Below are 19,949 nucleotides of genomic sequence, written 5' to 3'. Positions count from 1 at the left end.
CCGAGGCCCGCGCGTTCTCATCGGAACCGCATCGTTGCGGCGAACCCTGCATCGGGTTCCTGCGCTGCGGCGAAGCGGCTCCCGTCCGGGCGAAACAGGCTTGACGCCATCAATTACGCGTGTAAACATCAAATCACTTACACATGTAAACGGTGACCCATGGCAATCAGCGAAGCCGAAGCCGTCGTGATGGACGTGTTGTGGCGCGAAGCGCCACGTACCGCCGAAGAAATCCTCACCGAGGTCGGCCCGGCGCAAAGCTGGCAGGAAGGCACGGTGAAGTCCCTGCTGAACCGCCTGCTGCGCAAGAAGGCCGTGCACGCCGAGCGCGACGGCCGCCGCTACCTCTACACGCCGCTGCTGACCCGCGAGCAGTACGTGCAGCAGGAGAGCAAGGGCCTGCTCGACCGCCTGTTCGGCGGCCGCGTGGCACCGCTGGTGGCGCACTTCTCCGAGCAGCGCAAACTGTCGAAGAAGGACATCGCCGAGCTGCGCAAGCTGCTGAAGGAACTCGACGATGAGCAGTGAAGCCGCGATCGACTGGCTCGGGCGCGGCTGGTTGCTGGTGCTGGCCTTCACCGCTGCCGTGCTGGTGGTGGCCCTGCTGCGCCGGCCATGCCGCCGGCTGTTCGGCGCCGAGCGGGCGTTCCAGCTGTGGCTGTTGCCGCCATTGGCGATGCTGGCCAGCCAGCTGCCCCATGCGGTTGAAGCGCCGGTCGTGGTGCTGTCGCCGGTGGTGATCGCGATCACCTCGGCTGTCGCTGCACTGCCGGCGCACGCGGCGGCATCAGGTGCCATCGACTGGCGCGTCCTTGCGATGCTGGCCTGGGTCGCCGGCAGCGTGTGCAGTCTGGTGCTGGCCGCGCTGGTGCAGCAGCGCTACCGGCGCTGCCTGCGCGGAGCCACTGCCGTGCCCGTCTCTTCGTCGCGCTGGCCGGTGTTGCGCGCCGTCGGCACGGATGTCGGACCGGCCCTGGTCGGCGCCTGGCGTACGCGCATCGTGCTGCCGGCGGATTTCGAGCAGCGCTACGACGCCAGCGAACGCATGCTGATCCTCGCGCACGAGACGGCGCATGCGCGCCGCCACGATGGCTGGTGGTGCCTGTTCGCCCAGCTGACGGCCGCGCTGTTCTGGTTCCACCCGCTGGCCTGGTGGGCGCTTGCCGCGCTTCGCCGCGACCAGGAACTGGCCTGCGATGCCGCCGTGCTGCGCGACCACGGCGAGCGGCGGCGCAGCTATGCGAACGCGATGTTGAAGACCCAGTCGGGCGCCTTCGCGCTGCCGGTGGGTTGCGCCTGGTCCCCTCGTCATCCACTCACGGAGCGCATTGCCATGTTGAAACAGTCCTCACCGAATCGCCGACGCCAGGGTGCCGGAGCCGTCGCCGGTTTCGCTCTCGCCATCATCGTGGGCGGTTCGGTCTATGCCGCCAGCGCGCCGCCAGCGACGCACACGAGTCCCCCAGTCGCGGGAGCGCAGTACCAGCTCGACATGCAGGTCGAACTGTCGACCGACGACGGACACAAGCGTCATGCGGAAACGGCGGCGATGGCGCTGTGCACGCTGCCGGGCAAGACGGCGACGGCAAGCGTGGGCGGAATGACGGTGGAAGCAACCGCTGTGCCTGTCGATGGCCAGCTGCGCATCGATCTGGCGGTGGGCAGCAACGGCACCGCGTCGCTTGCGCATAGCCGTTTGCGCGGCGCGTTGGGTCAGACTTTGCACGCCAAGGGCAAGGGCGCGGATGGAAAGCAGGCTTATGTCATCGACATCACGCCCCAGCCAGGCTGCCCGGCCCAGGTGCTCGCCGAGGCATCGCCGGTCAGGGTGACCGAGCACATCACGAACGGCACCACGCGCACGGCGGCGGAGTCGATTGCCAGAATGGCGGGCTGGACTCTGGTCAACCCGGACGCGCTGGGGCAGGGTGCCGTGACGCTGTCGTTCAACGACATGCCGGCTGGCAGCGCATTGCAGCGGGTGGCCGACCTTGCCGGCGTGAAGGTTGAGCTGGAAGGCAAGCGGGTGCACTTCGCGCCGAAGTGACGCGGAAGGATGGCTATACTCGCCCGGTCACCGTCCGGGAGAGTGTCGTGAAATCGCGTCATCTGTTTGCCGCCCTTGCAGCCATCGGAATCACCGCCATGAGCCATGCCGCCGTGTCGCCCGTCCTGGTGATCCACGGCGGTGCCGGGGTGATCAAGCGCGACATGACGCCGGCCAGGGAGCAGGCGGTACGCGCGGCGATGACACAGGCTTTGCAGAGCGGCCATGCCGAGCTCAAGGCGGGCAAGCCGGCGCTGGACGCGGTGGCCGCCGCGCTTGCCGTGCTGGAGGATGACCCGAACTTCAATGCCGGCAAGGGCGCGGTGTTCACCCATGACGGCCGGAACGAGCTGGATGCGGCAATCATGGACGGCTATACGCTGCACGCCGGCGCGGTGGCCGGGGTGCAGCGGGTGAAGAATCCGATCCTGCTGGCGCGCGCGGTGATGGAGCATTCGCCGCACGTGATGCTTTCCGGCGACGGTGCCGAGGCGTTTGCGCAGGAGCAGGGCATCACCCTGGTCGATCCCGCCTATTTCCGCACCGAGGAGCGCTGGCAGCAGCTGCAGAAGGCGTTGAAGGAAGACGCGGCGAAACAGCCGCATGCGGACGTCGAGACGGCCAGACATTTCGGCACCGTGGGCGCGGTGGCGCTGGATGCGCAGGGCCACTTGGCTGCCGGCACGTCCACCGGCGGCATGACCGACAAGCGCCGGGGCCGCATCGGCGATTCGCCGATCATCGGTGCCGGCACTTATGCCAACTCGGGCTGCGCGGTGTCGGGTACGGGCTGGGGCGAGTTCTACATCCGCACCGTGGCCGCGCACGAGATCTGCATGAAGGTGACCCAGATGCGCGTGCCGCTGAAGCGCGCCGCGGCCGAGGTGATCAACCAGGAAATCCCGTCGATGGGCGGCAACGGCGGCGCGATCGCGCTGGATGCGGAAGGCCACATCTCGATTCCGTTCAACACCGATGGCATGTACCGCGGCTGGATCGGCGCCGACGGCGTGCCGCACGTGGCGCTGTACGGCGACGAGGACGATGGCACCACCGAGATCCCCGAGCCGGCTCCGGCCGAGAGCGTCGCCCAGCCTTAGCATGTTGTCGCCCGAGGCTGGCGGGGTTGGCGCTACCGAAGTTTTTCCAGCTGCGCGGGCGTCAGCGCGCCGCTGATGCCGAGCCGGCTGCCGTCGGCGCGGATCACCAGCACGCGCGGTGTCTCGCCACCCCAGTGCGGGTCGAGCAGGAAGTTGATGCGTTCGGGCGACGCTTCGGCGTAGGCGCGGTTCGGATAGCCGTCCATCTTCATCCCGTGCAGGCGCGCCTCGATCGTCGCGGCCTGCTCGATGCCGTCGGTGGTCACCAGCACCAGCTCGATCTCGTCGGGATGCTGGTCGCGCAGCCTGGCCAGCGCCTGCAGGTTCGGTTCGCAGTAGGCGCAATCGAGGGCCCACAGCGCGATGATGCGTTCGCCGTGCGCCGGTGGCTCAAGCAGGGTGGCGACGTCATTGGCGGCCAGCGGCTGCAGCGAACCGGCGCAGGCCAGCGCGGGCAACAGCAGGAACAGCAGCGGCAGCAGGCGCTTCATGGTGCAACACCGATCAGGCGAAATCCCTGCGCCGTGTTCCAGGCCACGAAGGCCTGGCCCGACTTCGTCAGCAACTGCGGTGAGCCGACCGCGCCGCCGCTGTGCGCGATGGCGCGTTCCGCGTCGAAGTGCGCGCCGTTGTCGGTCGAGCGGCGCAGCATCAGCGTGTAGCCATCCGCGCAGACCTGGTTCCACACCACCCACACGGTATGGCCGTGCACGGCCACGTCGGCGTGGCTGGCGCCGGCGGCGGCGATCGTCGTCGCGTGTTGCGGTGGGTGGCCGGGGTCGAGCTGGCCGTAGTGGATCGTGGGCGCGCTCTTCGCCTCGTACCACACCGCGTGGCGGACACCGTCAGCGCCGATCGCCAGGCCGGGGCCGTGGTGCGGGCAGCCGGCGATATGCCACTCGCTGAAGGTGGCGCGCCGGACCGTGCTGTCCTGGCCATCCGTGCGCAGCACGGCATAGGCGTGGTCGCGGATGTTGTCGCCGTAGATGCTGCGGAAGAACGCCGCGACATGCCCGTCGGGCGTGCGTGCCAGCGCGATGCGGCAGCATTCGCAACTCTGGTCGACCAGCTTGCGCTCGGGCACGAAGCTGGCGCCGCCGTCCTCCGACCAGCTGTAGTAGACCGCGGCGCCGAGGTAGGGCTTGTTCGCGGCGTCGGCGGCGACCAGGTCGCGCTTGTCGATCCAGGCGATCACGATGCGGCCCTTGCCGTCGACCGCCAGCGCGTCGAAGCGGTGGGTGATCTCCGCGCGGTCGTGGTGCACGGTCAGCGGTTCGCTGAAATGCTCGCCGCGATCCGTCGAACGGGCGAAGCGCACGAATCCGGTCCACGGTGCGGTGCGCGGCTGCGACCAACTCACGTAGATCTCGTCGTGGGGACCGAACGCGAGCTTCGGCCGGTTCTCGCCTTCGGCGTAGATGCGTTCCGCCACGGCGTTCACCTCGATCGGCGCACTCAGCGTGCGGCCGTCGTCATCGGAGTGGCGCAGCCGCACGTGACCGTCCGCCGCGTCCACCACGTACAGCCGACCATGACTGTCGAACGCGGCGCTGGCGCCAAGCTCGGGGCCCCTGGGCATGTCCATGTGCATGCCGTCGTGGGCGGATAGGGAGGGCGAGAGCAGGCAGAGCAGGGTGATCAGCAGGTGGCGCATGAATGCTCCTCGGGTTTTGCTCCTCCCCCTGCTTTCAGGGGGAGGTTGGGAGGGGGTGCTTTTGACTTTGGCGATCAAGAGCGACCCCACCCCAACCCTCCCCTGCGAGCAGGGGAGGGAGTATCGCGCACGGGGTCCGACAGCTCTTCACAACTCCCAGCGCAGCTCGCCGAACCAGGTGCGGCCAGCGTACGGATGGTAGACCCAGTAACGTTCGTTGGTCAGGTTGTCGACGCCGAGCGCGGCGGTCCAGCCGGGCGCGAAGGACCAGCGCAGCCGGGCGTCGGCCACGGTGAAGCGGCTCACCGCGCCGTAGCTGTCGATGTGGTCGCTGTTGTCCAGCGTGCCGTACTGGCGGCCGGAATGGCGGATGCCCAGCGAGGCGTCCCATTGCGGCGCGAAGCGGTAGTCGGCGAACACGCTGGCGCGGATTTTCGGGATGCGCGGAAACACCTTGCCGTTGGCCAGCGGATACTGGCTGTCGTCCAGGGTGCGGGCGTGGTTGAAGGCCACGCTGGCCTGCACGTCGAGTCCGTCCAGCCACAGGTCGGTGAGGGTGATCTCGCCCTCGAGCCCGCGGCTGCGCATGCGGTCGATGTTCTGCACACTGGTCACGGTGGGGGTGACGGTGATGTCGGTCTGCGAGTACAGCGAATCGGCGATGCGGTCCTGGTACAGCGAAATGCGCCAGTGGCCGTTTTCCAGGTGGCGGTTCAGCGTGAGGTCGGTGGATTCGTCGATCTCGGGCCGGAGGTCCGGGTTGTTGTTGACGATCGCATTGGCCGACAGGCTGCCCTGGAACAGTTCGTTCACGGTCGGGTAGCGCACCGCCTTGCCATGGGCCAGTCGCAGTTCCCAGTCTTCGGCGAAGTCCCAGCTCAGCGCGGCCTTGGGCGAGAAGTCGGTGCGTTGCCGGTCGGCGTAGCGCAGCGTGGTGTTGCCGTTGCCGCGCAGGCCGTCGTAGGCCCGCCATTGTTCCAGCCGCCCGCCCAGGGTCAGCGCCCATGCATCGGCGAAACTCCACACATCCTGCAGATACAGCGCGCGGGTCTGGCTGCGACCGCCGAACGCGCTGACCCGCGCGCCGTCGGCATCGCCCAGCCAGTGGCTGGCGTTGCGCAGCTGGCTGTCCAGCACGTAACGATCGGCATGGATGCCGGCGTACAGCATGTGACGATCGCCGATGGGACCGGAACTGCGCAGGTCGAGGGTGTCCCAGCCCGAGCCGGCCTTGTTGGCGACCGTGCCCGGGCCGTTGACGGGCCGGCCGGGCTCGGCGTTGTTCGCGCTGCCGGCCAGCGAGCGCAGGAAGTCGTAGTGGCTGGCTACCGCGGTCCAGCGCCAGCCGTTGTCGAGATGGCCGTTCAACTCGACGCCGTACAGCATGTGCGTGTCGCTGGCCGAGGACGGCGCCAGCCCGCTGGCCGGCAGCGTCCAGGTCTGCCCGCCTGCGCTGATGACGCCACCATTGACCAGGTTGCCGTGGCCATCGCGAATCAGGCTGCGGGTGAAGTCCTCGGCGCGGTTGTGCCACCAGCCCACGGTGAACAGCGCTGCGACGTGCTCGCTCAGGTCGACGCCCACTTTCAGCTTGGCCTGGTCCTGCACGGTGTGTTCGATGCTGTTGGCGCCGTAGACCAGCCGCGCGCTGCCGTTCGGGTTGCGGTCGGCGGTGGCGCCGGTCACCGGCACGGCCAGGGCGGGGTCGCCGCCGGCCCGGGCCGTGGCGTACTGCATCGGCTGGCCGCGGTTGTCGAGTCGGCTGTATTCGAGCAGCCAGCTCCAGCGGCCCTGCCTGTTGCCCAGCGTGGCGGCGGCCTGGTGGCCGTTGTAGTGGCCGCCGGCGCCGTATGCGTCGTGGTAGTCCTGGCTGAAGAACTGGGTGCTCACGCTGGCGGTCAGCCGCTGCGGCAGCACGGTGTGGATCAGCACGGTGCTGCCCAGCGAGTTGCCCGGATACAGCGCGGAGTAGGGGCCGTACAGGATGTCGACGGCGCCGACTTCCTGCGGTGCCACCATGCCCCAGCGCGGTGCGCCATCCCAGCCGTTGGTCATCAGGTTGGACAGCAGCAGGCCGTCGGCATAGACCAGGCTGCGTGCGCTTTGCAGGGTGCCGGCGTTGCGGCCGCTGATCACCGCGTTCGGATCGCCGATGTAGCGCTTGCGCACCATCATGTTCGGCGCGTACTTCAACGCGTCGGCGCTTTCGGTGACGTTCTGCTGCTGCAGCTTCTGGCGAGTGACGCGAACCTGCACGCTAGGCGTTTCCGTCACCATGGTGTCGCTGGCGTGCACCGAGACCGGCGTGAGGGTGGTGGTTTGCAGCGGAACGTCGGCAGCCGGCGAGGGGCCGGCGACCACGGCAGCGGCAAGTGCGCAAAGGCCGAACGGGATGGCGTTCAAGCGATACTCTGGATGGGGGTCTAGAGTTGCAAGGATAGTCCGCTGTCGGCCACGCGAAAGATGGCGCGTTGTCGCAGCGGGGGCGGCCATGGGATGCGCGGGCGCGGCGAAAGGTGCCGGCGGCACGCAGGGCGGACGCGGTCCGCCGGTTCCTGCAATTCCGGGAGTAGCGGCGGGCAATGCCTGCGCTGGCATTTCGATGACCGCCTGGACGTCAGTCCTCGCGATCAGCCTTCGCGATCAGTCCTCGCGGTCGGGGCGTTCTCGCACCGGGTGCTTGCTCAGCTTGCGCTGCAGGGTGCGGCGGTGCATGCCGAGGCGGCGGGCGGTCTCGGAGATGTTGCCGTCGCATTCGGTCAGCACGCGCTGGATGTGTTCCCACTCCAGTCGGCGCAGGGCAAGCGGCTGTTCCGGCGTGTCGGGCAAGTCGGCGTCATCGGCGTCGCTGTCGCCGTCGAGCAGGGCGCGCACCACGGCGTCGGCGTCGACCGGCTTGGCCAGGTAGTCGTGCGCGCCGCGCTTGATCGCCTCCACCGCGGTGGCGATCGAGGCGTAGCCGGTCAGCAGCAGCACGCGCAGGTCGGGCACCAGGGTATGCAGTTCGGGGATCAGGCGCAGGCCGTTTTCCTCGCCCAGCTTGAGGTCGAGCACGCAGTAGCGCGGATGGTGCCGGCGCGTCAGGGCGCGGGCCTCGTCGAAATTGCTGGCGGTGATCACCTCGAAGCCGCGTGAGCCCAGCGCACGCGCCAGCACGCGCAGGAAGGTCACATCGTCGTCGACCAGCAGCAGCGGACGTGCCGTGGCGGCTTGGGGCAACTCGGTCATCGCGGGGGTTCCTGATGGTGATCCAGCGCCCATTCTTGCCGGAAGCGGCGCGACTTGCACGCACGCCGGGCTATTTTTCGGCGATCACCGCCAGCGGCAGGCGCAGGCAGACCCGGGCGCCGTGTCCGGTATTGCCGGCGACCAGCTCGCCGTTGAGTCGCTCCGCAGTGGCTTCGGCCAGCGCCAGGCCGATGCCCAGCCCGGTCTGCTTGTGCGAATGCCCCAGCGCGGTGATCTCGGGATCATCATCGAAGCCCGGGCCGTGATCGCGCACGCACAACTGCAGCCATGATCCGTCGCGCGAAACCTCCAGGGCTATCGCGTCGGACCGATTGGCAGCCGAGGCGTCGACCGCGTTGTTGAGCAGGTTGATCAGCGCATGGCGAAGCCCCGGAGGCGTACGCAGGACGGTGCCGGCCAGTTCCGGATCGAGTGTCACCGTCAGCTCGGCTTCCGGCCGCAGCAACTGGAAGCGCTCCAGGCAGCCGTGGATGAACTGGTCCAGCCGCAGCCGCTCCGGTTCCTGCGACAGCTGCGCCTTGCCGAACGCGACCATCTCGCGAAGTATCGTGCGGCAGCGATCGACCTGGCTTTCGAGCAGCTCGAGGTCTTCGGACAGCGTGGGCTCGCCGGCATGTTCGCGGCGCAGTTCCGGCAGCAGGGTGCGCATCGTCGACAGCGGCGTGTTGAGTTCGTGCGCCGCGCCGGCGGCCTGGGTAGCGATGGCCAGGATGCCCTCGTCGCGCAGGGCGCGTTCGCGTATCCGCTGCACTTCGAGCTGCTGCAAGCGCAGCACGCGGGCCAGCCGGCTGATGAAAAAGCCCAGCAGCACCGCGCTGATCACGAAGTTCACGCCCATCCCGGCGACGTGCAGCGAGAAGCGGTTCGGCGAATCCCCGTGCACCGACATCGGCAGCGGCACATGCCGGTAGAGCAGGAGCACGTACGCAATGCCTGCCAGCGCCGCCACGGCCAGCACCGCCCGCGCCGACAGTGCCGCGGCGCTCAAGGCGATCGGCACCAGCAGCAGGGTGATGAACGGATTGCTGGCGCCGCCGCTGAAATACAGCAGATAGCCGAGCACCAGGGTGTCGAAGGCGATGTGTCCCACCGCCTCCCACTCGCCGAGCGGCCACGGCTGGGTCAGCCGCCAGGCGGCGAATACCGAGAACACCGCCAGCACGCCGATGCCGATCAGCAGGGGCAGCAGCGGCACGTTCAAATGCATCCACAGCGCGCAGACCAGCACCGCCGTGCTCTGCCCGGCGATGGCGCAGATCCGCAGCCAGGCCAGCGTCCGCGTCAATGCAAACGGGCCGATGCGTTGGGCGGACCGGTGAGGCATGGCGATCTTCCTGGCTGAATCTGTTCGGGCGAAACCCGCCGAGCTGCGCGGCGGGTTTCCATGCTTCGTTTACGGCGTGTTGTATTCCTCGCTGTGCACCGGCGGCAGCGGCTTGTTGTTGGTCGCCGCATCGGAGTGGCTGGCCGACAGCTTGCTCATCAGCGGCAGCATCGCGATGGCGATCACCGTGCAGCCCACGCCGGCAAGGCCGAGCTTGTTGAACAGCGAGGTGTAGATCGGCAGCGACACCAGTGGGTCCTTGATGTCGGTGGGGATGCTGGCGAAGTTCGCCACCACACTGCCCAGGTACTGCGAGATGCCCGAAGCCACGTAATACGCGCCCATCATGAAGCCGCCCATGCGCGCCGGCACGTAGCGGGCGATCATCGCCAGGCCCAGGCCGCTGACCAGCAGCTCGCCCAGCGAGTACAGGCCGTAACCCCACACCATGATCCACGACGACACCTGGCCATTCACCGCGAAGCGGGCGCCCACGCCGTAAATGAAGAATCCGATCGCCACCGCGGCGAAACCCCAGGCGAACTTCGCGGCCACCGACGGATTCTTGCCGACCCTGCCCATGCTGTTGTAGATGAACACCAGCACCGGGCTCAGCAGCACGATCCAGATCGCGTTGAGCGACTGGAACTGCTCGGGAATCCAGTTGAACAGGTGCCAGCCGAACAGGTCGAACGAGAGGTCGACGTTGCGCTGGGCGAACAGGTTCAGCGAGGTCGACATCTGCTGGTAGAAGATGAAGAAGAAGATCGTCTGCGCGACCAGCACGAGGGCGGCGACCAGGCCGGCCCGCTCATGGTGTTCGCTGCTGCGGATCAGGTGGATGAAGATGCCCAGGATCACCACGCCGGCGGCATACACGCAGATCCGCGCCACCATTTCATTCTGCAGGATGAAGGCCGACACGAAGACCATGCCGATGGCCGCCAGCGCCAGCAGCCCCAGCTTCCTCAAGTCGACCCGCTCGTCGTCGGCCGGCGAGCCGATGTGCTGCAGCGTGCGGTACATCAGCGAGTAGTTGATCAGGCCCAGCACCAGGCCGATCGCGCAGACGCCGAAGGCGGTGTGCCAGCCCCAGGCGTCGCCATACTTCGCGCCCACGTAATCGCGGATCCACGGGGTCAGCAGCATCGAGATGGTCGAGCCGATGTTCACCGCCATGTAGTAGATGGTGAAGGCGCTGTCGATCTTGGTGTCGTCGCCCTCGTAGATCTTTCGCACGAGGTTGCCGGCGTTCGGCTTGAAGAAGCCGTTGCCGACGATGATCACGCCCAGCGCCACGTACAGGAAGTAGGCGTTGTTGGTCGGGATCCACAACATCGCGTAGCCCAGTGCGAGCACGACGGCACCGATCAGCATCGTGCGGCGCGTGCCGATCAGCTTGTCACCCACCCAACCACCGATGGCCGGCGTCGCGTAGATCAGCGCCGCGGCGGCGCCCCAGATCAGGTTGGCCTTGCTGTCGACGAAGCCGAGCTTCTTCACCATGTAGGTGACCATCAACACCTGCATGCCGTAGAAGCCGAAGCGCTCCCACATTTCGATCAGGAAGACGGTACTGAAGGACTTCGTCTGCGAGACGGGCGGGTTCTGGGTTGCCATAGATTTTCCGTGCGGGTTTCAGACCATGGCGACGTGCTGGCACGTGCCTTCGGCTTGTGATCCTGAACGGACCACAACCGACGAAGCCTAACCCATCCGTCGGCAGGGTGTAGCTGCACTGCGACATGACAGGTACCTGCCGCAGGTGCTTGGGAGGGCGCAGCGGCCGTGTGCCGCTGGCCGCTTGTGGCATCATCAGACGCCCGCCATCACCGCTTCCCGGAGCCCGGCCCACCATGCCTCAACCCGATGTCACCCCGTCACGACAGCGACCACCGGCCGGATGGCGGGTCCGCTGATGGCCGCCGAAGGTTTTCGTGGTCCGAAGCAGGTCTGGAACGCATTCCGCTGGTCGATGAAGGGCTTGCGCGCCGGCTGGAAGCACGAGGCATCCTTTCGCCTGGAAGCCTGCCTGGCCATCGTGATGGTGCCGCTGGGCCTGTGGCTGGGCCATGGCGGCCTGGAGAAGTTCGCGCTGATCCTGGCCCCGTTGCTGGTGCTGTCGGCCGAGCTGCTGAACTCGGCGATCGAGGCGGTGGTCGACAAGGTCAGCCCGGAATTCAACGAACTGGCCGGGCGGGCCAAGGACATGGGCTCGGCCGCGGTGTTCGTGCTGCTGATGCTGGTGGTGCTGAGCTGGGCGCTGATCCTGCTGCCGCGCTGGCTCGGCTAGCTGTCCCTTCACTCCGTGCCGACACGGTGGCAGTGTCACGCATGGGATGATCGAATGAATCCTGCAACGGATCGGAGCCATCCATGAAGACCCTGCGTCATCTCGTATTGCTGTTGCTCGTGGTCATGCTGTCGGGCTGCGGCTACAACGCCATCCAGAAGCAGGACGAGGCGGTCAAGGCCGCCTGGTCCGAAGTGCTCAATCAGTACCAGCGGCGTGCCGACCTGGTGCCGAACCTGGTCAACACGGTCAAGGGCTACGCCCAGCACGAGGAGAAGGTCTTCGTCGAGGTGACCGAGGCCCGTGCCAAGGTGGGCAGCCTGCAGGTCAACGCCGACTCGCTCAACGATCCGCAGAAGCTGCAGCAGTTCCAGGCCGCCCAGGGCGAGCTGGGCAATGCGCTGTCGCGGCTGATGGTGGTCAGCGAGAACTACCCGCAGCTGAAGGCCGACGGCCTGTTCCAGAACCTGCAGGCGCAGCTGGAAGGCACCGAGAACCGGGTCACCGTGGCGCGCAACCGCTACGTGCAGTCGGTGCAGGAATACAACAGCATGATCCGCACCCTCCCCAACAACATGACCGCGAAGATCTTCGGCTACCAGGTCAAGCCGAACTTCAGCGTGCAGAACGAACAGGCCATTTCCACGGCACCGAAGGTCGACTTCGGCACCACCGCACCGGCGCCAGCGGCGACCCACTGATGACGGCCGGGCGCCGGTCTCGCCACTGGCTGCTGGTGCTGCTCCTGCTGCTGCAGGCCGGGCTGTACGCGGCGGATGCCGTGCCGAGGCTGGCGCGGCATGTCACCGACCTCACCGGCACGCTGAGCGCGCAGCAGGTCGACCAGCTCGACGCGCAGCTGGTGGCGCTGGAAAAGGCCAAGGGCGCCCAACTGGTGGTGCTGATGGTCGGCAGCACCGGCGACCAGGACATCGAGGGCTACTCGCTGGCGGTGGCCGAGGCCAACGGGATCGGCCGCAAGGGCACCGATGACGGCGTGCTCTTGCTGATCGCCAGGAACGATCGCAGGGTACGCATCGAGGTGGGCTACGGCCTCGAGGGTGCGATCCCGGACGCAGCCACGGCCCGGATCATCCGCGAATACATCGCGCCGAAATTCCGCGGCAACGATTATTTCGGCGGCATCAGCGACGCAGTCGGTGCGTTGACCCAGCTGATCAATGGCGAACCGCTGCCGCCGCCGGTCCGCGGTTCGCCCGCGGGGGAACATGGCGGCCTCGACCTGCAGACCGGCCTGATGATCGCCGTGTTCGCGGCACTGTTCCTGCGCGGGATCTTCGCACGCGCCCCGGCATGGCTGCGTGCGTCGCTAGGTGCGCTGGCGATCGGCGGCCTGCTGTGGCTGCTGATCTCGCTGGGTGCAGGCCTGATCGGCGCGCTGGTCGGCGGCGTGCTGATGCTGCTCCCGGCCGGCGCCGGCCGTTCGATCGGCGGTGGCGGCTGGGGCGGGCTTGGCGGCGGCGGAGGTTGGGGCGGGGGAAGCTCCGGTGGCGGTTTTGGCGGCGGCTTCAGCGGTGGCGGCGGCAGCTTCGGCGGCGGCGGTTCCTCGGGGAGCTGGTGATGGAGCGCATGCGACGGCTTTGGCTGAATCTGTCCGGTGACTGGTTTCGCCTGTCACGCCGCTTTTCGCCAGCCTTGCTGGACGAGATGGCCGCGGCGATCGCGGCGGGCGAACGCACCCACCTGGGCGAGATCCGTTTTGCGGTCGAGTCGCGACTGGCACTGGCGGACGTGCTGGGCGGCCTCGACGCACCGACCCGCGCGCGGCAGCTGTTCACGCAGCTGCGTGTGTGGGACACCGAGCACAATTGCGGCGTGCTGCTCTACGTGCTGATGGCCGAGCATCGCATCGAGGTCGTCGCCGACCGCGGCATCGCGGCGAAGGTCCCGGCCGAAGAATGGAGCGCGATCTGCGCGCGCATGCGCGAGTGCTATGCCGGTGGCGACTGGCGCGCGGGCAGTCTTGCCGGCATCGCTGCGGCAAGCGAGTTGCTGGAACGTCATTTTCCCGGGAATGAGGGGGCCCGTCCCGACGAGTTGCCCAACCGGCCGGTATTGCTCTGATCCGGCAGTGCTGCCTGGCTGGCGTGAATGCATGCCGACACAGCAGATGCCTCATTTTCCGTCGATGTGTCCATCTGCTGGCGTCCGGACAGCATTCCTGGTCGGCGGAACCGTCACTGGCTGCACGTCGCCGACGGTAACCTTCCCTTTCCAGTTCGAATCCACGACCGAGTAGTAGGTTTTTGGATCCCAGCGCCATCTCGCGTACACGTCGCCGCCGCATCCGGCGATCGGAACGTTGCCCAGGGTACGGCGAGCACAGTTCGCGCTAGGTACGCCGCCGGATAGCATGGCCTTGTCCACGTGCTGCACCCCGCTGTCGAAACCGATGTGCGAGCCGGTCATCTGCGTACGCCAGTAGTTGAGTTCGCGAGTCATCCTCGGCTTGGCCACGCTGTCGCCGTACTCGGCGGTGATGATCGTCTGGGCCCTTATGGCCTCGACTTGCTGCGATGGCGTCAGCGACGCCCATATCCGGTCACGTGTTGCCACGAACTGAGGATAGCCCCGTTCCGCGGAGACTGCGGTCCATGCATAGGCGAGTATCAGATTCGTAGCGACGCCGTCGCCATGCAGGTACATCAGCCCGATGCTCAGTTGCGAAAGCTTGTCGGCGTACTTCGCACCGATCAGGAAGTACTTCAACGCGTCGGCGTATTCTCCCTTGGCGTAGCGCTGCATGCCTGCGTACTGGCCGAACTGGTCGGGATGTCCCCAGGTGGATGCATCGCTCATGGCACGCAAGGTATCGCGCATGTCCTGGTCGACAACCGGTGTTCCGGTGGCTGCGAGGGTGCAACCGACGCTGGCACTCAACAGCAAGCTGGCGAATTGCAGTCGAAATTTCATGCGCATCCTCCTTGTTCTGCTCAAATTCTCCGGGTTGCGACTATACGCCACCGCACGCGAAACCAAAGAAGAAGGGCCGGCACGAGCCGACCCTTCTTCTTTGCAGCGGGTGAGTTGTCGTCAGAACAGCTTCCACTCAAGCTCGGCGAAGATCGAGCGACCGTAGCCGTTGTAGTTGAAGCCGTCGTAGAACGGGTAGGCGGTGTAGGTGCTGTCACGCGGTGGCCGCTTGTTCAGCAGATTGTTGGAGATCAGCGATACCTTCACTTCGTCGTTCACCTGCAACTGGATGCTCGCGTTGTAGGTGATCCACGGGCCCACGGTGCCGGTTTCCTTGTAGTTCATCGTCGGACCGTTGCGAAGACCGTAGAGCGTGGTGCTCACTGGGCCCTTGGTCCAGTTGATGGTGGCACTTTCGCGATGTTTGAACTCTCGGGGGAAGGTGCGGTACGAGAGCAGATCCAGCGTCGGATCACCCGGGTACTGCTGGTAGGTGTGATCCAGGGTGACGTTGTAGTCAGCCGAGAAATTGAAGTCGCCAAAACGACCGGCATCCCAGTGGTATTGCGCACCGGCCGTGGCACCAGTCACCTTTTCCTGGGAGATGTTGATCGGATAGGTGCTCACGCTGTTGATGCCCGACTGCAGCGGATTTGCAGGATCGTTGTTGCGGTCAATCAACGCCAGTGCCTCTACGCAACGCGGCGAGTTGATATCCACTGGCGACCCGCCGATGGTGTGACCAAGCCGGCAGTCGGCCTCCAGAGACAGGATGCCGTTGATGCTGCGCTGGGACACCTCGTTGCTGATGTTGACCCGATAGTAGTCGGCGTGAATGTTGAAGTTCGAACTGGGCGACCACACGATGCCGCCAGTCAGCGACTTCGCCGTGATGTTCTTCAGGTTCTTGTTGCCTGCCTGGCTGCCTTGAACCTGCTCGTTGTTGTACGGGCAGGTGTCGACGTCGAACTGGTCGCCATCTTCCACGCGGCAGCGGTAGTAATCCACCACGTTGGTGTAGAAGCCGCTCTCGCCCTGGAACAGGCCTGCCATGTCCGGTGCGCGGAACGCGGTAGCGTAGGTGCCGCGGACAAGCAGGGTATCGACCGGGCGCCATTCCAGCCCCATCTTGAAGGTAGCTTTCGAGTCGGTGCGGCCGGCGGCCTTGTAAGTGTCATAGCGGGCCGACGCGCTGGCAGTCAGCCAGGTGGTTACCGGCAGGCTCAACTCCGTGGCGGCGGCATAGCGATCTCGCGTGCCCTCGCCCTGGGTACCGGTGAGGCCCCAGAAGTAGCCGTTGATCAGCCGCGGATCCGTCGGGTTCTCCCACTTCTGATTGCCGTACTGCATCAACACTGCCAGTCCCGCCGAGCCACCAGGCAGATCGAACAAGTTCGTGTTGGTGACCGTGCCGGTCACTTCCTGGGTGTAGGTGTGTGATCGGGTGCGGATCTGTTCGCTGAGGGAGTTATAGACCTCGGGCGTCATCAGCGAATAGAAGCGATCGAGGTTGAGGTTGAACACCGGGTAGTAGTCGAAGACCGGGTCGTAACCGATCTGGTCACCCAGGAAGTAGTTGTCGACCTTGTCGGCCACCAGGTGCAACTGGCGGGTGGTGATCACGTTGTCGGAGCGGTGGTAGTAGGCATCGTAGGCCCAATCGGAATCACCGAACGTGCCGCGGAAACCCACGTTGGCAACGTAGGAGCGGTTGAGATCCGTTTCATTGGCCGCGTTGCCAATGCCATTGGCGGAGCTGTCGATGGTGTACTGGGTCTGGATGAAGGAGCCGGGGCCGTCGTCGGCAGAGCCGTTGTCGACGTTGGCACCGTAAATTACGCCGTAATCCTGGCCGGACCCCCACCAGGTATAGTTGGTTCCGACGTAATAATCGGTCTTGCTCACGTTCAACAGGCCGTTTGCATAGAACTGAGCATTCGGTGAGATGTCGTACGAGAAGTTCAGATAGCCCGTGCCAGCCTTTGCACCATTCATGATGGTGGAATATGCAGGCGAATTCGGACTGCCGCAGAAATTGCCGCGGCCGGCAGCATCCGTCGCATAGACGGTGGTGTTGTCGGAGCCGCCCGCCACCCGGTCACAACTGGCCTTGCCCCCCGGCACGAAGAATTGATCGGTGCCGATCTGGTCGTAGAACAGGTCGACCAGCAAGTAGTCCAGCGCCGGCCGGCTCTGGCCGGCGGCCAGGCCCGGACGGTCGTTGTTGGAATCGAACCAGCGGCGCTGGTAACGATAGATCGGACGCTGATTGCGCAATTCCAGGCTGTAGGTCAGCTTGGCCTTTTCCCAATCGTGACCGCCGGTAAGCTGGAAGCGCTGGCTGCCACCGCCGCCTTCGCTGAAGCCGCCGCCTCGCAGGTTCATGGTGACGCCCTGGACGTGCTGCTTCAGGATGATGTTCACCACGCCGGCGATCGCGCTGGAGCCGTAAATCGCAGACTGGTTGCCGGGAACGATGTCGATGTGGTCGACCATCGCCATCGGGATCGTTGAGATGTCCACGAAATTCCCCGAGCCGTTGTACAGCAGGGGGTAGTCAGCCATCGGCTTGCCGTCGATGAGGAACAGGGTGAAGCCGGGATCGAGACCGAGCAGGCTGATGGTCTGCGCGCCCTGGGTGAAGCCGCCCGAGAACTGCGCCCCTTGCACGGAACCCGTGGCTTGCGGCAAGGCTTGCAGGGCATCGGCAACGGTGGTGAAACCCTGCTTGGTGATGTCTTCGGCCGTGATCTGGATCGTCGGCGTGGCCGTCTCGATCTGTGAGCGTGGCAGCAGGGAGCCGGTGACCTGGATGCTCTTCAGCTTCGTGGCATTCTTCTCGTTTGCCTGGCTGCTGGATTGATCGGTTTGAGTGGTGTCCTGACTGGAACTGCTGCCGTCCTGGCTTTGCGCCTTGGCAGCGTTCGCCCACAAGGGCAGGACCAGCGAAGCACAGATGGCGCTTGCGAGAAGCTTGCGATGCATGAATATCCCCTTTGCTGACAGGAATGTCCGCGCGTTACCAGTCGCGGACCTTCGACGGATGTCCCCCGACATCCAGATTCGCGATCGGTCGCCCGTATGGTGCGGCCGATCACGATTTCGACGATAACGCAAGGTTTACAGCGCCGCAACAAGGTGTCAGGGCAATTGTAGCGACGGCTTCCGTTGCGCTTGGAAACAGAGCGGGATTCGACCTGCACTGTCAGCTGGCCCGGTGGCCTGCAATCAGCTGCGCCGGCCGCCCGTCCACCAGCCTTGGGCACAGGAAGGGCGGCGGATCGTCGACGTTGCAGCAAGCCAGTGGGAGGATGATGTCTCTCAGTGCACGTCCTTGCCGATGTGCTTGTCAAGGAACGCCTGCAGAGTCTCGTAGAACGCAAGATTGTTCTCTTCGCTGTAGAAGCCGTGCTGTTCCTTGTCGCGCACCAGCCACTCATACGGCTTTCCAGCCTTGTCCAGCGCCGAGCGCAATTCGGTTGCGTTCTCGTAAGGGACCCGCGGGTCGTCCTTGCCATGAATGATCAGCACCGGGATAGTGAATTTGTCCAGGTGGTAGATCGGTGAGATCTCGCGAATCGTGGCGTCGTCCGTGCCGATTGCCTGGACGAAATAGTTTCGGCCACCCGCAGAGCGCCGGGTGTCGCTGCGGTGCAGTTCGATCGCGTAGTCGGAAACGCCGGCATAATCCACCGCGCACTTGAACATGCCCGGCGCGCGGATCGGTGCCATCAGCGAGGAGTACCCGCCGAAGCTGGCGCCGAAGATGCATACGCGCCCGGCATCGGCGTAGCCCTGCTGGATGGCCCACTTCACGCCGTCGATCAGATCCTGCTGGATGCCGGTGCCGAATTGCTTGTAACCCGAGTGTTCGAAGTTGGTGCCGCGACCACCCGAGCCCCGATAATTGACCTGCAATACGCCATAGCCGCGATTGGCCAGGAACTGGGACCAGGGGTCGTAGCTCCACGAATCGGCCACACCGATCGGTCCGCCATGTGGCAGCAGTACCAGCGGTACGGGTTTGCCGGCACTGTTTGACGGCATGGTCAGGAAGCCGGCCAGTTGAGTGCCGTCGCTGGCCGTAAACGTGATGGGCTTGCGGGCCACCATTTGTTGCGGGTCGATCCAAGGCAGGCTGCGGAACAGTGGCTTGAGGTTCATCGTGGCGCGATCGAACAGGGCATAGGTTCCCGGGTCACGATCACTGCGTGCGCCGATGATCAGTTGCATGCCGTCCTGGCTGGCGTTGGCCACCGTGAGGAACTCATCGGGAAACTTCTGGGCCAGCGCTGCGCTGATCTGTGCAAAGACGCCCTCATCAAGGTACTTGATGTGAGGCTTCCCGGTATCAAATACCACGGCATAAGGCTGGTAGGGATATGGCGTCCAGAGCACATCGCTGACGGACGCGAAGTCATCGCTGGCAAGCACCTTGCGGTCGCTGCCGTCGAGATTGCTTATCACCAGCTGGTCGGGACCGCCGTTGGCGCTGTACAACGAATAGAGATGCTTGCCATCGGCACTGATGTGCATCGGCACCAGCCGTTTGCCGGTGACGTTGCCCGGCAGCAGCTTCCATGGGGCCTCGGCATTTTCGCGACTGTAGACATCGATGCGATATGGATCATCCTGATTGCTGCCGTACGCAAAGCGCGCCACGTCGTCGTGCAACACAAACGTCATCCCGGCTTCGTCGATCTCTCCCATCAGGCGTGGGTAGCCACTGGTCGTCTCGACGTCGTAGATCAGTGACTGTCCGCTGTCGCGTGTTCCGCTGCTGGCGTGGGTGCGAAACGGGCTGACACTGATGTAGACGTGACCGTTTAGCTGGTGCGGCGTGCCGGCGATGAAGCCAGCACCCCGGACCATCCCCAGGACGTTCATGTTGGCGCCCTTGGTATCGCGCACGCGCCAGCTGTAGAGCACGCGTTTGTGCGAGCCATCGAAGTCGACCGCGACCACCTCACCGGTACCCTGGGGTGCCTCGAGCGTGCCGTTCTCTTCGCCCAGGCCCATCACCAGTCGGGTATTGCTGACCCAGGTGATATCGATGGGCAGGGTTCGCGCAGCCATGTTCAGGCGGCTGACCGGTTTCAAGTCCGGTAACGTAAGCACGCCGAGCTGGTAGCTGCCATCCTCATTGTGCAGCGAGACGGCGAGATGCCTGCCATCGGGAGAGATCACCGGGTTCGTCAGCGATGGATGCCGGGCGAAATCCTTGTACGGTATCTCTGCAGCCTGGACGGACATCTGCGTCCAGAAATACAACAGGGCAAGCGTGGTCAGTCGAACAAAACGGTGAATGGTCACGATCTTCTCCACTACTGGACGGGTTCGTCCGACAC

General features: G+C 65.5%; 16 protein-coding genes. 7 read left to right on the top strand and 9 right to left on the bottom strand.

Features of this window, described 5'->3' with window-relative positions:
• Window positions 1-159 precede the first annotated feature (159 nt).
• From UU7_RS14610 to UU7_RS14600, 3 genes are all read left to right on the top strand, one after another.
• On the top strand, window positions 160-528 hold the full coding sequence (locus UU7_RS14610; protein ID WP_007809580.1) for a BlaI/MecI/CopY family transcriptional regulator: 369 nt from the start codon (window positions 160-162) through the stop codon (window positions 526-528).
• Window positions 518-2,047, top strand: a complete 1,530-nt coding sequence (locus UU7_RS14605) for a M56 family metallopeptidase (RefSeq protein ID WP_007809579.1) — start codon at window positions 518-520, stop codon at window positions 2,045-2,047. The genes UU7_RS14610 and UU7_RS14605 overlap by 11 nt, the downstream gene beginning before the upstream one ends.
• 98 nt (window positions 2,048-2,145) lie before the next feature.
• Window positions 2,146-3,147, top strand: coding sequence for an isoaspartyl peptidase/L-asparaginase family protein (locus UU7_RS14600; RefSeq protein WP_007809577.1), 1,002 nt, complete (start codon window positions 2,146-2,148; stop codon window positions 3,145-3,147).
• 32 nt (window positions 3,148-3,179) lie between these two features.
• Here the strand turns inward: UU7_RS14600 and UU7_RS14595 are convergent, their stop codons facing one another.
• The 6 genes from UU7_RS14595 to UU7_RS14570 form a co-directional block, all read right to left on the bottom strand.
• Window positions 3,180-3,638 carry a hypothetical protein gene (locus UU7_RS14595; RefSeq protein WP_007809574.1) on the bottom strand — a complete coding sequence of 153 codons (459 nt, stop codon included), beginning with the start codon at window positions 3,636-3,638 and terminating at the stop codon, window positions 3,180-3,182.
• Complete coding sequence (locus UU7_RS14590; protein ID WP_007809572.1) at window positions 3,635-4,801, bottom strand: sialidase family protein; 1,167 nt, start codon at window positions 4,799-4,801, stop codon at window positions 3,635-3,637. Before UU7_RS14590 ends, UU7_RS14595 begins: the two co-directional genes overlap by 4 nt.
• A gap of 147 nt (window positions 4,802-4,948) precedes the next feature.
• Window positions 4,949-7,204 (bottom strand): TonB-dependent receptor, encoded by a 2,256-nt coding sequence (locus tag UU7_RS14585; RefSeq protein ID WP_007809569.1) that lies wholly within the window; start codon window positions 7,202-7,204, stop codon window positions 4,949-4,951.
• Between the two features lie 240 nt (window positions 7,205-7,444).
• Window positions 7,445-8,029: a response regulator transcription factor gene (locus UU7_RS14580; RefSeq protein WP_007809567.1), complete on the bottom strand. Its 585-nt coding sequence runs from the start codon at window positions 8,027-8,029 to the stop codon at window positions 7,445-7,447.
• A 70-nt stretch (window positions 8,030-8,099) separates the two neighbouring features.
• A complete protein-coding gene (locus tag UU7_RS14575) occupies window positions 8,100-9,374 on the bottom strand; it encodes an ATP-binding protein (protein WP_007809566.1) in 1,275 nt (424 codons plus the stop codon).
• A gap of 69 nt (window positions 9,375-9,443) precedes the next feature.
• Complete coding sequence (locus UU7_RS14570; protein WP_007809564.1) at window positions 9,444-10,994, bottom strand: peptide MFS transporter; 1,551 nt, start codon at window positions 10,992-10,994, stop codon at window positions 9,444-9,446.
• 298 nt (window positions 10,995-11,292) lie between these two features.
• Between UU7_RS14570 and UU7_RS14565 the strand changes: the two genes are divergently transcribed.
• The 4 genes from UU7_RS14565 to UU7_RS14550 all read left to right on the top strand — a co-directional run bounded on the left by UU7_RS14565 (window position 11,293) and on the right by UU7_RS14550 (window position 13,752).
• Window positions 11,293-11,667: a diacylglycerol kinase gene (locus tag UU7_RS14565; RefSeq protein ID WP_083846007.1), complete on the top strand. Its 375-nt coding sequence runs from the start codon at window positions 11,293-11,295 to the stop codon at window positions 11,665-11,667.
• A gap of 83 nt (window positions 11,668-11,750) precedes the next feature.
• Window positions 11,751-12,368 (top strand): LemA family protein, encoded by a 618-nt coding sequence (locus UU7_RS14560; RefSeq protein WP_007809560.1) that lies wholly within the window; start codon window positions 11,751-11,753, stop codon window positions 12,366-12,368.
• Entirely contained in the window at window positions 12,368-13,249 is an 882-nt protein-coding gene (locus tag UU7_RS14555; protein WP_007809558.1) for a TPM domain-containing protein, read from the top strand. The genes UU7_RS14560 and UU7_RS14555 overlap by 1 nt, the downstream gene beginning before the upstream one ends.
• Entirely contained in the window at window positions 13,249-13,752 is a 504-nt protein-coding gene (locus tag UU7_RS14550; RefSeq protein ID WP_007809557.1) for a TPM domain-containing protein, read from the top strand. Before UU7_RS14555 ends, UU7_RS14550 begins: the two co-directional genes overlap by 1 nt.
• Before the next feature lie 51 nt (window positions 13,753-13,803).
• Here UU7_RS14550 and UU7_RS17465 read toward each other — a convergent pair whose 3' ends face one another.
• From UU7_RS17465 to UU7_RS14535, 3 genes are all read right to left on the bottom strand, one after another.
• On the bottom strand, window positions 13,804-14,601 hold the full coding sequence (locus UU7_RS17465) for an SEL1-like repeat protein (RefSeq protein WP_007809555.1): 798 nt from the start codon (window positions 14,599-14,601) through the stop codon (window positions 13,804-13,806).
• 120 nt (window positions 14,602-14,721) lie between these two features.
• Window positions 14,722-17,586 (bottom strand): TonB-dependent receptor domain-containing protein, encoded by a 2,865-nt coding sequence (locus tag UU7_RS14540; RefSeq protein ID WP_007809554.1) that lies wholly within the window; start codon window positions 17,584-17,586, stop codon window positions 14,722-14,724.
• 336 nt (window positions 17,587-17,922) lie between these two features.
• Entirely contained in the window at window positions 17,923-19,926 is a 2,004-nt protein-coding gene (locus tag UU7_RS14535; protein WP_007809552.1) for an alpha/beta hydrolase family protein, read from the bottom strand.
• Window positions 19,927-19,949: the final 23 nt, after the last annotated feature.

The sequence above is a fragment of the Rhodanobacter spathiphylli B39 genome (assembly GCF_000264295.1).
Lineage (GTDB): Bacteria > Pseudomonadota > Gammaproteobacteria > Xanthomonadales > Rhodanobacteraceae > Rhodanobacter > Rhodanobacter spathiphylli.
Note: the sequence above shows the minus strand (reverse complement) of the source record. Positions and strands in the feature narration are given on the sequence as shown.